This window comes from Nocardioides alpinus (genome assembly GCF_900112035.1).
Classification (GTDB): domain Bacteria; phylum Actinomycetota; class Actinomycetes; order Propionibacteriales; family Nocardioidaceae; genus Nocardioides; species Nocardioides alpinus.
Window position 1 is genome coordinate 20,261 of the sequence record NZ_FOKC01000016.1, and the last position, 14,151, is coordinate 34,411.

12 protein-coding genes are annotated in these 14,151 nt (G+C 63.2%); 9 read left to right on the top strand and 3 right to left on the bottom strand.

Annotation, left to right across the window (positions count from 1 at the left end; genetic code table 11):
- Positions 1–8: 8 nt before the first annotated feature.
- From BM127_RS20755 to BM127_RS23180, 9 genes are all read left to right on the top strand, one after another.
- Positions 9–2,327, top strand: coding sequence for a xanthine dehydrogenase family protein molybdopterin-binding subunit (locus BM127_RS20755; RefSeq protein WP_231263473.1), 2,319 nt, complete (start codon positions 9–11; stop codon positions 2,325–2,327).
- A gap of 177 nt (positions 2,328–2,504) precedes the next feature.
- Positions 2,505–4,109 carry a sugar ABC transporter ATP-binding protein gene (locus BM127_RS20760; RefSeq protein ID WP_091201871.1) on the top strand — a complete coding sequence of 535 codons (1,605 nt, stop codon included), beginning with the start codon at positions 2,505–2,507 and terminating at the stop codon, positions 4,107–4,109.
- Positions 4,106–5,179, top strand: a complete 1,074-nt coding sequence (locus BM127_RS20765) for an ABC transporter permease (RefSeq protein WP_091201873.1) — start codon at positions 4,106–4,108, stop codon at positions 5,177–5,179. The genes BM127_RS20760 and BM127_RS20765 overlap by 4 nt, the downstream gene beginning before the upstream one ends.
- A complete protein-coding gene (locus BM127_RS20770) occupies positions 5,179–5,922 on the top strand; it encodes a DsbA family oxidoreductase (RefSeq protein WP_091201875.1) in 744 nt (247 codons plus the stop codon). Before BM127_RS20765 ends, BM127_RS20770 begins: the two co-directional genes overlap by 1 nt.
- Positions 5,923–5,989: 67 nt before the next feature.
- Positions 5,990–7,237 (top strand): PucR family transcriptional regulator, encoded by a 1,248-nt coding sequence (locus BM127_RS20775; RefSeq protein ID WP_091201877.1) that lies wholly within the window; start codon positions 5,990–5,992, stop codon positions 7,235–7,237.
- Positions 7,238–7,421: 184 nt separating this feature from the next.
- Positions 7,422–8,309: an FAD binding domain-containing protein gene (locus BM127_RS20780; protein WP_091201878.1), complete on the top strand. Its 888-nt coding sequence runs from the start codon at positions 7,422–7,424 to the stop codon at positions 8,307–8,309.
- Complete coding sequence (locus tag BM127_RS20785; RefSeq protein ID WP_091201880.1) at positions 8,306–8,800, top strand: (2Fe-2S)-binding protein; 495 nt, start codon at positions 8,306–8,308, stop codon at positions 8,798–8,800. The genes BM127_RS20780 and BM127_RS20785 overlap by 4 nt, the downstream gene beginning before the upstream one ends.
- Positions 8,801–9,265: 465 nt before the next feature.
- The gene (locus BM127_RS20790; protein WP_091201881.1) at positions 9,266–9,595 is read left to right on the top strand and encodes a DMT family transporter; all 330 of its coding nucleotides are present in this window, start codon (positions 9,266–9,268) and stop codon (positions 9,593–9,595) included.
- Between the two features lie 90 nt (positions 9,596–9,685).
- Positions 9,686–10,474 carry an MOSC domain-containing protein gene (locus tag BM127_RS23180; protein WP_091201883.1) on the top strand — a complete coding sequence of 263 codons (789 nt, stop codon included), beginning with the start codon at positions 9,686–9,688 and terminating at the stop codon, positions 10,472–10,474.
- A 33-nt stretch (positions 10,475–10,507) separates the two neighbouring features.
- On the opposite strand, the gene BM127_RS20800 is transcribed toward BM127_RS23180, so the two are convergent.
- Genes BM127_RS20800 through BM127_RS20810 form a run of 3 tightly spaced genes read right to left on the bottom strand, consistent with a single transcriptional unit; the run spans position 10,508 to position 13,914 of the window.
- Positions 10,508–11,392 (bottom strand): AAA family ATPase, encoded by an 885-nt coding sequence (locus BM127_RS20800; RefSeq protein ID WP_091201885.1) that lies wholly within the window; start codon positions 11,390–11,392, stop codon positions 10,508–10,510.
- Positions 11,389–12,534: an XdhC family protein gene (locus BM127_RS20805; protein WP_091201887.1), complete on the bottom strand. Its 1,146-nt coding sequence runs from the start codon at positions 12,532–12,534 to the stop codon at positions 11,389–11,391. The genes BM127_RS20800 and BM127_RS20805 overlap by 4 nt, the downstream gene beginning before the upstream one ends.
- 21 nt (positions 12,535–12,555) lie before the next feature.
- Entirely contained in the window at positions 12,556–13,914 is a 1,359-nt protein-coding gene (locus BM127_RS20810) for an NAD(P)/FAD-dependent oxidoreductase (protein WP_091201889.1), read from the bottom strand.
- Positions 13,915–14,151: the final 237 nt, after the last annotated feature.

Consider the following 14,151-nt stretch of genomic DNA (forward strand, 5'->3'; position numbering starts at 1 on the left):
AGCGGTTCGTGGGAAAATCGGTGCGTCGTCGTGAGGACCCGCGACTACTGCGAGGTGATGCGCGTTTCGTCGACGATGTCGACCTTCACGGTCAGCTGTTCTTGAGCGTGGTCAGGTCGTCCGAGGCACATGCGCACATCGTGTCCGTCGATGCGTCAGCGGCCCGGCGAGCGCGCGGCGTCCGGTTGGTCATCACTGCGGAAGACATTGCTGCCGAGGTACCGCTGGAACAGATCGGCTACCACGAGGTTTATCCACAGATTGACGACTACCTGCATCCGGTCTTCGCTTCGGATCGAGTCCGCTACGTGGGTCAGCCGGTGGCCGCGGTCATTGCTGACACTCCGTACTTGGCCGAGGATGCGGCAGGGCTGGTGGAGGTGACCTACGACAGCCTCCCTCCCGTGCTTGATCCGCAGTACGCGTTGACGGACGAGGCGGAGCTTCTGTTCGAGGGGCAGCCGAACGAGGCCGTCCGCATAGTCAAGTCGTACGGAGACGTGGGTGGAGCGTTTGAGAGGGCGACTCACGTCGTCAAGGGCCGCTACGTCGTAGGTCGCCACTCCGGAGTGCCGATGGAGACCAGGGGCTGCATCGCAGAACCTGACCGTGGGCGGAACCAATTGTTCATGTGGGGGCCGGTGCACACCCACGACTGCCAGCGTTTGATCGCGCAGGTGCTTGGGATGCCACTGGCCAATCTGCGCATGAAGCACGTCGACATCGGGGGCAGCTTCGGCGTCAAGGGCGGGGTCTTTCCCGAATACATCATGGTGGGCTGGGCCGCGATGCACCTCGGTCGACCAGTCAAGTGGACCGAGGACCGCCTCGAACACATGGTGGCGACCGCACATGCACGCGAACAGGTTCATGAGATGACGGCTGCATTCGACGCAGACGGAATGCTTCTGGCGTTAACGGACGAGATTTGGCACAACCATGGAGCGTTCATTCGGCAGGCAGAGCCACTCGTCAGCGATATCACCGTTGGCATGGTGCCCGGTCCGTACCGTGTGCCCGCGTACGACGGACTGTTGCATGTAGTGGTGTCCAACAAGACTCCCCTGTCGGCCTACCGCGCTCCGGGGAGGTACGAAGGGACATTCGCGCGCGAGCGCCTCCTCGACCAGGCTGCCGAGCAAATCGGCCTCTCGCAGGTCGAGATTCGCCGCCGCAATCTCTTGACCACGGCTGATCTTCCATTTGTGCCGGGCATGGACATCTGTTTCGAGCCGTACCACTTTGACTCGGGTGACGTTGTGGACCACCTCGACAAGGCGCTCGACTCAGCGGGGTTCGCTGACTGGGAGCAGGAAGCGGCCGACCTGCGGGCCCAAGGGCGCCTGGTCGGAAACGGCATCGGCATGCTCATGGACAAGGCCGGCCTGGGGCTCTACGAGACGAGCGCGGTGGACGTCGATCCGTCGGGCCGCATTCGGGTGCGCACAGGGGCGTCCTCTGTAGGCCAGGGGATTGAAACGGTTCTCGCGCAAATCGTCGCCGAGGAGCTACAGGTGGAACCTGACCTGATTGACGTGATCCACGGCGATACCGAGCTCGTGCCGGAGGGTGTGGGGTCATGGTCCAGTCGTTCCACAGTGCTGGCGGGTGGGGCAGCTCGCCAGGCCGCGCTTGACACCCTGGCCAAGGCCAAGAGGCTCGCCGGCGAGATGCTGGAGGCGAACGTCGACGACCTGATCCTCGTCGACGGCCGGATCGTGGTTTCTGGGGCAGCGCACGAGGGGCTCAGCCTCGCCGAGATCGCTGGCCGATGGGACGGTTGGTCGGCACGCCTGGCCTACGACGAGCCTGGGCTGGGCGCGCAAGCGGTCTACCTCGACGAGCACATGAACTATCCCTATGGCGTGACCTTGGTTCAGATCGAGATCGATCCCGCCACGGGCGGGCACACACTTCGTCGCTTCGTCACCAGCACCGAAGCTGGGCGAGCCATCAATCCGATGACGACGCGCGGTCAAGTGATCGGGGCAGCAGCTCAGGGTATCGGTGGGGCGCTTTACGAAGAGTTCCTGTATGACGAGTCCGGACAACCGCTGGCCACATCGTTCATGGACTATCTGCTACCAACCTCTCTGGACGTCCCCGAGATCGACTTCTTCATGACGGAAGACGCGCCGACGCCGAACAACCCGTTCGGGGCCAAGGGACTTGGTGAAGTAGGTCTGATCGCCGTCGGTGCGGCCGTGGCCGGTGCCATCGACGACGCCTTTGGCGAAGGTGTGATCACAACCAAGGTGCCGGTCACCCCCGAGACCCTGTGGCGCAGGTCCCATCCCAACTCGGACGTCGACGCACGATCCATGTGAGTCGAAACACCCGGATGGTGCCAAAGGGTGCTCGCGCATTGTCCGGAATCGAATAGCCCCACCGACTGGCTCGGCAGCACAGTTCCGTTAGCTTCGTCCGTCCCGCCGGCCACGCCGAGCGACTGGCAAAGCCGGTTGCGAACCGTCCGCTGAGCTGGGACCCATTCAGGAGTAGCGATGAACGAACACATGAGGAGTGAGTCCGCCAGCGCCGAACCCGGCAGCAGGGTGGCGCTCGCTGCTGAGGACATCAGCAAGACCTACGGTGCGACGCGCGCACTTGACGAGGTCTCGCTTGAGGTCTCATCCGGTGCGATCCACGGTCTGATGGGCGGAAACGGATCGGGCAAGTCCACCTTCATCAAGATGCTGGCCGGAGTCGTGACGCCCGATCAGGGACGACTGGCGCTTCAGGGGGAATGGATCGAAGCGCGGTCGCACACGCCGGCACGGGCAAAGGCGTCGGGGCTGCACTTCGTCCATCAGCAGAACTCGACCTTTCCTGACCTGACCGTGGCCGAGAACCTCGCGCTGGGGCGTGGCTTCGAGTCGACCACCTTGAAGTCGATCGACTGGAAGGCCCAGAAGGCACGATCTCGGCGAGTTCTGGACCGGTTTGAGATCGACGTCGCCGCCGACACCCACATGGTCCGCTTGTCTCCGGCAGCTCAGATGATGGTTGCCATCGCCCGTGCCCTTCAGGACCAGGACGAGACCGATGAGCGCGGCGTGCTGGTGCTGGACGAACCGACTGCCAGCTTGCCCAAGCACGAGGTGGACGTCCTGCTGACGGCTTTGAGACGGTATGCCGCGGACGGCCAAACGATCATCTACGTGTCGCACCGTCTCGAAGAGGTCACCGCTATCGCCGACGAGGTCACGGTCCTACGCAACGGTCGTGTGGCATCGCGTCTGGTGGGCGCCGAGATCAGTCACGACTCGTTGGTAGCCGGCATCACCGGGTCGGTCGCGGCCAAGCAGGCCGGAACGGTTCCTCGTGGCAGCGGGGTCGTCGACAGCCGGGTCCACCTGTCCCACGTGGCGGGTTTTCGCGAAACGGCGCTGACGCTCCGCCGCCCGTCGCTCACAGAGGTCGACGATGAAACTCTGCTGCTCCGCGCCGGTGAGATCGTCGGTGTCGCAGGTCTGCTCGGGTCCGGTCGTTCCCGCCTCCTGAAGCAGATCTTCGGTGCTGTGCCGCGGGACGACCTTGAAGTCACCCTGAACTCGGGTCCTGTGCCTCCGTCCGACGTGCGAGCCGCAATGAAGAAAGGTATTGCCTTTGTTCCGGAGAATCGCTTGCGTGAGGCGGCTCTTCCGGAGTTGAGCATTGCAGAAAACCTTTCGGTGACGTGCCTGAGCGACCACTCGCGTGCTGGATGGATCAAGCCTTCCCGAGAGCGAAAGGCCGCTCAGCGGTTGATTAAGGAGTTCGGCGTGCGAGCGCCGAGTGCGTCAGCGCCGTTGACAGCCCTTTCCGGAGGAAATCAGCAAAAAGTGATCTTGGCCAGGTGGTTGCAACGACGACCGACTGTGTTGCTCCTTGATGAGCCAACCCAAGGCGTCGACATCGGTGCGCGGAACGAGATCCATGAGCTCGTGCGCGCCGCAGCAGCCGCCGGGACCGCCGTGCTGGTGGTCTCCTCGGACTTCGGGGAGCTGGCGTCGCTGGCTCACCGTGCCGTAGTAATGAGCGGCAGCGAGATCGTCGACAGCATCGACGGTCCGCTGACCGAGGACATCCTCAATGACGTCGTATACGCACAGGAGAAGTCACTATGAGCAACATCCAAGAAACGAGTGGACCCGGGGGGGCCTCGGAGACCACCACGGTGGTATCTCCAACTGCATCCCCTGAGACGGAGCAGAAGCTCAAGGCCGCAAAGTCGCGTACGGGGAAAGCTCGCCTTATCAACTTCCTAGAGGCCTACGCGCTTCTGGTCCTGTTGGCTCTGATTGCGGTGTTCTTCTGCTTCTGGTCAGAGACATCCTCGACCTTCCCGACCCTCGCAAACATGCGCATCCTGCTCGCCAGCCAAGCGGTGATCGGTGTGATTTCGCTGGGACTACTTCTGCCCCTGCTCTGCCAGGAGTTTGATCTCTCCGTGGGCAACATCGCCGGGCTCGCCGCCATCATGGTCGCTGCGTCCGTGTCCGAGAGCGGCAACGTCCTAGCGGCGGTCGCACTCGCCCTCACCATTGGTCTCGTGATCGGGGGCGTGAACGCGCTGATCGTCACCCGCCTGCACGTCAACGGTGTCATCGCGACACTCGGCATGTCGACAATCTTGGGCGGCATCATCCTGCAGCGCACAGGCGGGCTTGCGCCTGCAAGCAACATCCCGCAGTCGCTGACGAATTTCGGGACGGGGCTGGTTGCCGGCGTCCCGGTCATCTTCATCACGTTGCTGGTCATCGCTGCAATCACCTACTTCGTGCTCAGCCACACGTCCCTGGGTCGCCAGATCTATGCGGTGGGGTCGAATATGGAGGCAGCAAAGCTCGTCGGTCTCCGAACCGACGGGCTGCGTGCTGCCACCTTCGTGGCGGCCGGCCTTCTCTGTGGGCTGGGCGGGCTGCTCTATGTCTCACGCGCCGGGGGAGCGTCGCCCAACGTGGGCGCGACGTTCACGCTGCCTGCTTTTGCGGCGGCCTTCCTCAGCGCTGCGTCGGTCCGCCCGGGGCGATTCAACGTGTGGGGCACGATCATCGCGGTCTACTTTTTGGCCGTCCTCAATAACGGGCTAAACCTTTCCGGAGTCGACCCCTATGTCAACGACTACGTGAACGGCGGTGCTCTCATTGCTGGAGTCGCACTGGCCACCGTTCTGTACCGCCGGCGGACCACCTGATGGTGCTCGCCACGGACGATCACGATCCTGTGCGCCCTACCGATCCGTTTCAGGACCCAGAACTGATCAACCCCAGCAACGGGGTTGTCACCGTCTGGTCAGACATCGGCTGTCCGTGGGCGAGCCTGGCACTCCACACTCTGCGTTCACGCGTGCTTCAGCGGGACGTCGACGTCATCATCGACCACCGAGCCTTTCCCCTGGAGCTCTTCAACAAGCGTGGTACTCCCAAGGGGATCGTCGATGTGGAAGTGACGGCCATCGCCGGCCTCGTGCCTGCGCTGGGCTGGCAGCCTTGGAGCGCGCCGGATTGGCAGTACGCAGTGTCTACCGTCCCAGCGATGGCGGCTGTGCAGGCTGCCAAGGCACTCAGCGTCGGAGGTCTGCGTGCCAGCGACGAGCTCGACCATGCTTTGCGTCAGGCGTTTTATGTACGCGGTCGGTCGATCAGCGTCCACTCGGAGATTCTTGCCGCGGCGGAAGGGTGCCCGTCCCTGTACTTGCCAGCACTGGAATCGGCTCTCGAGGAGGGGCGAGGTTATGCGACGGTGTTCACCCACTGGCGTACAGCTGAAGCCTTACCCGTGCAAGGCAGCCCGCACATCTTCGTGAAGGATCGTTACGCCGAGCACAATCCCGGGGTGGACTACCACTGGACGGCCCGCCCAGGCGAGGGATTCCCCCGATTCGAGCAATACGACGAGTCATGGGCGGACGCAGTTCTTGACGCCGTCGATGCGTAGCAGCCCCTGGCAGGTGCGGCGAGCGCCTGCCAGCAACGTGTTTACAGAGCGGGCCTAGGATCGCCCAATGACGATCGAGACGGACCTGCGGGCCGTGGCTGATGCAGTCCGCGCACGCATTCCGGAACTTGTGTCTGCTATCGAGCGGATGTCTTTGCAAGAGGTACCCGAGATCCACGAAAAGGATGATCCGGTCCTGGCCGAGGCAGAACGTCCCAGCATCATCTCTGCGTTGACCAGCATCATTGATGGCTTAGCGCGGGGACGACGTCCGCCCGACCGTGCCTCTGACGCGGCACTTCAAGAGGCACGCGTGGCGGCACAAGCGGGCATCGATCTGCACTCGCTGTTGCGCACCTACCGTGTGGGTCAATCGATCCTTTGGGACGTCATCCTGGAGGAGACGCTCCGTGCGGTCGACTCGGATGAGCAGCGCATCACCATCCTCAGGCAAGCCTCGGACTACCAGTACGCGTGGAACAACAAGGTGACCGAGTCCGTCATCGCGACCTATCAGGCTGAGCACAACGCCTACTTCTTCAGGAGCCAAGATCGGAAGCGGCGGGCGGTGGTGAGCGACATCCTGCGTGGAGTGCCTGCCGACGTCCAACAACTGGGATACAGCCTGCGCGCCGGTCACTTGGCTGTCGTCGCATGGGGGCGCTCGCCCGAGGCCAACATCCGAGCCCTGGCTGTTGCCCTGGATGCGAGACATCTGACCGTGAGCGGCACCTCCGGGACGTACCTGGGCTGGCTGGGCTCCTCCGCCTTGTATCGAGTGCTGGAAGCGCGACCGGAGAGTATTCGTTCCATGCCTGAAACGCATCTGGCGCTGGGCGACGTGGAGCATGGGATCGAAGGTTTCCGGTTGAGCCACCGCCAAGCGTGGCAGGCCTACAGGGTAGGCAGATTGCGCGCCTCGGGAGTCGTCCGCTACGGCGACGTTGCCTTGGAATCCTTGGTGCTCAAGGATCGCCAAGCCGTTCATGACTTCGTCTCCCGCGAGCTCGGTGCACTCCACGAGGAAGACTCGCGAGGCGAACTTCTCAAAGCCACCTTGCAGGCCTACTTCCAGTGCGGACAAAATGCAGCGTCTACTGCCCAAGCCATCCATGTCCACGAACGGACGGTTGCCTACCGGTTGCGCTCCATTGAGTCCCGGCTGGGAGTGACCATAAGCGATCGCCGCGACGAACTCGCCGTGGCTCTTCGGCTCGCGAACCTCTTCAACCAGGCGTCGGACAATGAGCTGCAAGACCTCGACGAGCATGCAGACGCGGGACTTGGGCCGGACCCGGATGCTGGCTCTCCCTGACACGACCCATGCGCACCGTCTTGTCAGGTGTCGACCAAGCTGCGGATGACTTTGCCTGACTGCGTAGTGGTCACTTCGCTTTCAGGGTCACAAACTGTTTTGGACAGTCGTCAGACAATGGATCGTCCATGGGTAGCGCGTACCTGCGTCGCACCCCTCACGACCTTCCGCGAGAGGGACGCCCGTGAAGCCACCGCCCTTTGATTATGTTGTCGCCACGTCACTTGACCAAGCTATTGATCTAGTTAGCTCCGACGAGGACGCGAAGTTCATAGCAGGGGGGCAGAGCCTCATTCCCCTGCTCAGCTTGAGGTTTGCCCGACCCACGCTTCTGGTGGACATCTCTCGCCTCTCAGTCCTTCGAGGCGTCCGTAGCGTGGCCGATGCACTGAACATCGGCGCTTCCACTCGTCACGCCGACATCGAACGGCTCCCTGTCGTTCGAGAATGCGCACCGCTGCTCTCCGCGGCTGCCGGATGGGTTGCTCACGCGCAGATCCGTAACCGGGGCACGTTCGGCGGGGCAGTCGCCCACAGCGATAGCGCCGCCGAGTTCCCAGCGGCGCTTCTTGCAATGGGGGCCACGATTGTCACTCGCTCTAGCAGCGGTGAGCGCCGCATCCCGAGCACACAGTTCTTCGGAGCACATTTCCAAACCGCTCTCCAGCACGGCGAACTGGTCGTAGCCGTGGAGGTCCCGACCGCCGATCGGTTCAGCCGGTGGGGATTCTCGGAATTTGCGCGGCGCAAGGGCGACTACGCGATCGGTGGGGCCGCCGTGAGTGCTCGACTCAACGAAGACGGCGAGTGCACCTCCGTACGCGCAGGGCTCATCGCTGCCGGCCCCGGTCCGACCTCGGCCGAAGGTCTCGAGGAAACCTTGGTCGGTCACCTTGTCGACGAGTCTGCCGTCGACGCCGCAGTTGCCCAGTGCGAACGGTCTCTCAGCCCAGAGAGCAACGTCCACGGCTCCAAGGAATACCGACGGGCGGTGGTCGCAGAGTCCCTGCGACGCGCCCTTCATCAAGCGTTCGACCTCGGTGGAACTCAGGACGAGAGGAGATCGGCATGAAGACTCACGTGACCGTAAACGGCGAGGGATACGAGCGTGACGTCGAGCCGCGCATGCTTCTCTCCGACTTCCTTCGCCATGAACTGGGGCTCACTGGCACCAACGTCGGCTGTGAGCACGGCGTGTGTGGCAGTTGCACCGTGCTTCTCGACGGAGAACCCGTGCGTTCCTGCACGATGCTCGCGGTACAGAGCGATCGGCGCCGTCTGACCACGGTTGAGGGCCTGGCTTGCGAGGAGAACCTGCACGGGCTGCAGGAGGCGTTCACGGCCTGCCACGGCCTTCAGTGCGGTTTTTGCACGCCCGGAATGCTCATGACCCTGTTGCCGATCTACAACGAGGCGCGTCGACTCACCGACGACGAGATAAGGGATGCGATCTCCGGCAACCTCTGTCGGTGCACCGGGTACCAACAGATCGTCGAGTCCGCTCGCAAGGCCTTGGACGAAGCTGCCGACCTGGCTGAGTTCGGAGCCGACGCGGAAGGTTGACCTCGCTGGGCGGCCTTGATGACCGCGTGACGATTGATATTGTCCAGCCCCGAGGTTGTGTTTAATGCGAACAACGCGTTGAGCGATGTGCGCGGACACAGATCGCGCAGCGCCACCACTTCTTAAAGCTGCAGCAGGCGCTCGACCCGACCCCCTCCTGGACGGTGGCCGGTTGTCGAAGACGGAGCTCACGACTTCAACGGAGGCCCGGTCGGATGGAATGCGCCGTCGATGACAGGAGTTGTGCGGTCGGTGCGGCCGCCGCCTTTGTGACCCACCGGACGACGTGGCGGGCAGAGACGCGAGCTGGCGGACAAGCGGCTTGCCCGCTGAGCCAGTTGCCGGAAAGCGTCAAGTCCGCCGGTCGTTTGTAACAGGAGCAGCGAAGACGAGAGTCTGACGCAGGCTTACGGTCGTGCCGTCCGTCCGACAGGGCGGTGTCACTTGGAACGAGGATGGAGACAGATGGCGACGTACTTGCTGTTGGGACTGGCCATAGCGGTGGAGGTCATGGCTACGTTGTCGCTGCGCGCGTCGGAAGGTTTCAGCAAGCTTGTGCCGAGTCTCTTGGTGCTAGGGGGATACGGCTTTTCGTTCATCCTCTTGTCCTTGGTGCTTCAACGAGGTCTGGACGTGGCTGTCGTTTACGCACTGTGGTCCGCGGCGGGAATCGTCGCTATCGCCGTCATCGGAGCGGTGTTCCTCGACGAACGCCTCACTGGTGCACAAGTCCTGGGAATGGCTCTGATCGTCAGCGGTGTAGTTGCGTTAGAACTGGGCGCTCGCAACGCATGAAGCCTAGCGGCGTGCGCCAGCGACTTGCTGCAAGCCTTTATTCACGTTTTGCGCGTCCATTCAAGGATCGAGGGTCAGGTGAACTCTCAGATGGAGACCGTCGGCACGGTCGCTCAGTTGCACACGGCCGTGACCAAGGGGTTTGCTCTCCGTGAGACTCAAAGCATTCAGGTCACACCGTCGGGAATTGTCGGAAATCGAGACTTCTTTCTAGTCGACGTCGACGAGCATTTGTACTCGGTTCCTCGAGATCCCATTTTTCTGGGCTACTGGACGTCCTATGACCCTTTGCTTAACCTGTTCCAGGTGGGTCGAGGAGCGGCGATCGAGTGCGCCGACCAGGTGCGCGCCGCGGGTCCGGTCCGCCGGTTTCGATTCGACGAGCGCACGGTCGACGGCAGGTGGGTCCCAGGTCCGTGGGATGCGTTCATTTCCGATGTCGCCGGACGGAACTTGCGGCTCGTGCGATGTGCACGCCCCGGTGGCGGCGGGGACATCCACCCGGTCACGATCCTGTCCACTGCCTCCCTGGCGTCTTTAGGCACGGAGGCAGACGGCCAGCCTGTGGACGTACGTCGGTTCAGGTTGAATCTGACGCTGGACGTCGGAACGACTCCCTTTCGCGAAGACACGTGGACGGGGCGCTCGATCACAGTCGGAAACTGTGTTCTACGACTCCGTGGTGGAATCCCGCGATGTGTGGCCGTCGAGAACCGTCCCCATGACGGCGACAGGGCCCTCCAGGTCCAGCGACGCATCCGAGAGGTCCGGGGTGCAACCCCGAGCCGGTGGGGCCCGTCAGTGCTGTTCGGGGCCTACGCAGACGTAGTGCTATCAGGGCGGGTGAAGGTAGGGGATCCAGTCCAGCTCGCCACCTGAGATCGGATGTAAGTCGGCGGGGTGCATTCAGTCTCAGGAAAGGATCTGCTTGATCGCGTGGTGCACACGTTCCGCGTCCTCGCGATACTTCACCAGTGCGCCCAGGCTCGCTGCGGCTGCTTTGAGGTCAAGCTCGACAGCCCCCAGGTGCTTCAGCGCGCGTGCCCAGTCCAGGGTCTCCGCGACGCCCGGAGGCTTGACGAGCCCATGTACCTCGTTGCGAATTTCCTGCGTTACGCCCACGACTTGCGTCGCAAGCGCGTGAGGGACCTCCGGAGCTCGGGACCGGAGAATGGCCAGCTCACGTTCCGGTCCAGGGTGCTCGATCCAGTGATAGAGGCATCGACGTTTGAGGGCGTCGTGGAGCTCACGCGTTCGATTCGAGGTCAATACCACGATCGGCGGAATGACAGCTTGGACCGTCCCGAGCTCAGGCACGCTCACCTGGTACGTGGACAGGACTTCGAGTAGGAAGGCTTCGAACTCGTCATCCGCTCGGTCGACTTCGTCGACGAGCAATACGGTGGGGGCCTGCTGTAGCGCTTTGAGCACGGGACGCGAAAGAAGGAAGCGCTCGTCATACAGTCCCTTTTCTGCTGCCGATGCGTCGACAGCGCCCGCCGCCTCCAGGGCTCGCAGGTGCAGGATCTGACGAGGAAAGTCCCAGTCGTAGAGGGCTTGCGTGGAATCGATGCCCTCGTAGCACTGAAGTCGCAGGAGCGGCAGCTGCCAAGCGGTCGCTACGGCCTCAGCCAGGGCAGTTTTTCCCGTACCCGGCTCGCCCTCGAGGAGCAACGGTCGGTGCATCTTCATCGCAAAGAACACAACGGTTGCTAGTTCAGAGGAACATAAGTAGCCGGTTCCTTCGAGCAACCGCCTCACATCATCCGGGGAGTCGAGTAGGTCTCCCGGAATCATGGCGTAGCTCCATGTGCCGCATGGTGAATGGCGCCAGCCGTTGCGCCCAGAGGTACCCCTGTTCCACCCCAACGTGTCGAGATGATCTCGGCCGCGATGCTCACCGCTGTCTCCTCGGGGGTACGAGCGCCCAGATCTAGACCGATGGGGCTCGACATCCGATCCAGCTGGTGCTCCGTGACGCCCGCCTCTCGCAGGCGTGCAAGGCGGTCCTCGTGGGTGACGCGTGAGCCCATGACCCCGACATACGCGGCCGGAAGTGTGAGGGCGACGGTCAGAAGGGGCACGTCGAACTTGGGGTCGTGAGTCAGGACCGTGATGACTGTGCGCCGGTCGATTCGACCGCCCTGATGTTCCTCCGCAAGGTATCTGTGGGGCCAGTCGACGACGACCTCGTCTGCCTGGGGAAACCGCGCCGGCGTAGCAAAGACAGGTCTCGCGTCGCACACAGTGACCGCGTAGCCAAGAAAGGAGCCAATAGAAGCCACTGCCGCCGCGAAGTCGATGGCACCGAAAATGAGCAGGCGAGGCTGCGGCGCGAAGGTCTGCACGAATACGCGCATGCCGTCGCCGAGCCGCTGACCGTCGGGGCCGTAGCTCAAGATGCCGTTGTGCCCGGCTGCGAGTAAACCGAGGGCGTCGTCGACGACTGCCGAGTCCGCCCGGCTGCTGCCCAAGGTGCCACTCACTGGCAGGCCTGACTCCTCCGGGTGAAGCACTATCCGTCGACCGCGCCACGACGGGTTCGGGTGATCCACGATCGTCGCTAACGCCACAGGTCGGTTGCCGCGAATGTCGTCGGCGATTTCTGAGAACTGCGGGAATGTTTGACGGTCCAGTCGTTCGATGAAGACGTCGAGTTCTCCTCCGCACGTGAGGCCGACCGCGAACGCTTCATCGTTGGAGTACCCGTAGTGCTCGAGCACCGGAATGCCACCGACCACGACCTCGCGTGCAATCTCGTAGACGGCGCCCTCAACGCAGCCACCCGAGACAGAGCCAAAGACGGACCCGTCAGGGCCGACGCCCATCGCCGCGCCGGGCTCACGGGGCGCGGACTTTGAGGTGTCAACGACGGTGGCCAGGCCGATCGAGTCTCCGCTCTCCCACCATGTGACGAGGTGATCCAAGATGTCTCGCACGGGTTGTCTCCTTGCTGTCGGCTATCCCAGGAAGCTGGTGGGGTCGATGCGAGCCGTTAGGCGAGTTGCCAGATCGACCTTGTCTTCCGCGTCCTGTTTGAGGTCCTGACGGATCATGGCCGTCTTGACCAGTTGGCCGCCGACGTAGCGAATGGGTTCGCGCGGGAGTCCCCGTCCCGACGGCATCCTCGCCAAGAAGGACGTGGTCATTCCGTCACGGGTCTCGGTGGCTAGGCCTGCCAGGATCTGGGCGCCGATGACTGACGGTCCGATGCCGTCCCCTGAGTACCCCGTGCCGAAGTAGACGCCCGGGAATCCGCCGAGCTCGCCGAAAAAGGGCAGTGAGGACAAGGAGTACTCGACGGGCGCTCGCCACGACGACAGGACCGTGGAGTCCTTCAAGCTAGGCACGGCGCGGGTCATCTGCGTCACGAGCCGATCAGGACGGGGGACGGAGGCGTAAAGCGTGTTGGTGCCGCGGATACCCCAACCCAGTCCCATACCGGCCTTGCCGAAGAGAACATTCCCTCCCGTCATTGGCCGCCAGTAGTCCAGGAGGCGGCCCGCGTCGGAGACATTGGTCAAAGGCGGCTCACCCAGCGTCCGCCGCGGGCGTACGACGACGTTGTCGGATGCAGTGGTCACCAAGTGTGCGCGGAGCTGGGGGAACTGATTGCACCACGCGTTGATCGCCAGAATCACGGAAGAGGCTTGGACCGAGCCTGTGCTGGTGGACACCGTTGTACCAGCGTGCTCTCGAGTCAAGCCCGTCATGGGGCTGTGTTCATGCACGATGACCCCAAGGGCCCGAGCCACTCGCAGGAGACCTCGGACCAGGCGTGCGGGGTGGAGGCCAACGCAAGTCGGGTCGAAGACACCGCCGCGCGCCGGAGCGCCCGCCAACCGGGTCGCTTCTTCCGCGTCCACCTCGACAAACGGAGAATCCCGATGGGCGGCCGCGGTCTCTAGGGTCTCGACCCAAGCGCCGTCCTGACTGCTGTTGTTTGAGGCCCACAGCCAACCATTTGGCTCCACTTGTGCGTCGATTCCGTGCTCAAGACAGAAGCGCCGGATGTGATCAATCGCCTCCACCGAAGCCCGGGCAACGTCTGCGCCCTCGTCCTTGCCTCCAGCGCGCACAAGCGCGGGAAGCTTCGGCCACAGGTTCATCAAGATACCTGCATTGGTTCCGCTGGCGCCGCAACCGCACAGTCCGGCTTCGAGGACGACCACATCGATACTGGGAATGCGTGACTTGAGCTCGATTGCCGTCCATAGGCCAGTAAACCCGCCACCCACGATGCACACGTCGGCCCTTGCCGACGAGGTAAGCGCTTCCGCTTTTGGGAGATTGGCCTCATCGACAAGCGCGTCGGCCATCCAGAACGATCGGACTCCTGCGTCCGCACTATCCAGAGCGCGAACCTGCGGGACTCTCCATGTCTGACTCACCGGGCAGCTCGGCCGGAACGTGCGACCGCGTGTGCTGGGCCCACGTGGCGGACGACGAACCGCAACGTGGCATTCATCTGGCCAACCTAGGACCGCGGCGAGCCGAGGACCTGCACTGTGGCATGCAAAGTTGCTCGCCTGTTTGTTGGTTATCAGCAACGCCGC

Coding starts and splice junctions, on each gene's coding strand:
- BM127_RS20765 (WP_091201873.1), top strand. CDS start 4,106: ATGAGCAACATCCAAGAAACGAGTGGACCCGGGGGGGCCTCGGAGACC.
- BM127_RS20790 (WP_091201881.1), top strand. CDS start 9,266: ATGGCGACGTACTTGCTGTTGGGACTGGCCATAGCGGTGGAGGTCATG.
- BM127_RS20800 (WP_091201885.1), bottom strand. CDS start 11,392: ATGATTCCGGGAGACCTACTCGACTCCCCGGATGATGTGAGGCGGTTG.
- BM127_RS20810 (WP_091201889.1), bottom strand. CDS start 13,914: ATGGCCGACGCGCTTGTCGATGAGGCCAATCTCCCAAAAGCGGAAGCG.
- BM127_RS23180 (WP_091201883.1), top strand. CDS start 9,686: ATGGAGACCGTCGGCACGGTCGCTCAGTTGCACACGGCCGTGACCAAG.
- BM127_RS20785 (WP_091201880.1), top strand. CDS start 8,306: ATGAAGACTCACGTGACCGTAAACGGCGAGGGATACGAGCGTGACGTC.
- BM127_RS20760 (WP_091201871.1), top strand. CDS start 2,505: ATGAACGAACACATGAGGAGTGAGTCCGCCAGCGCCGAACCCGGCAGC.
- BM127_RS20770 (WP_091201875.1), top strand. CDS start 5,179: ATGGTGCTCGCCACGGACGATCACGATCCTGTGCGCCCTACCGATCCG.
- BM127_RS20775 (WP_091201877.1), top strand. CDS start 5,990: ATGACGATCGAGACGGACCTGCGGGCCGTGGCTGATGCAGTCCGCGCA.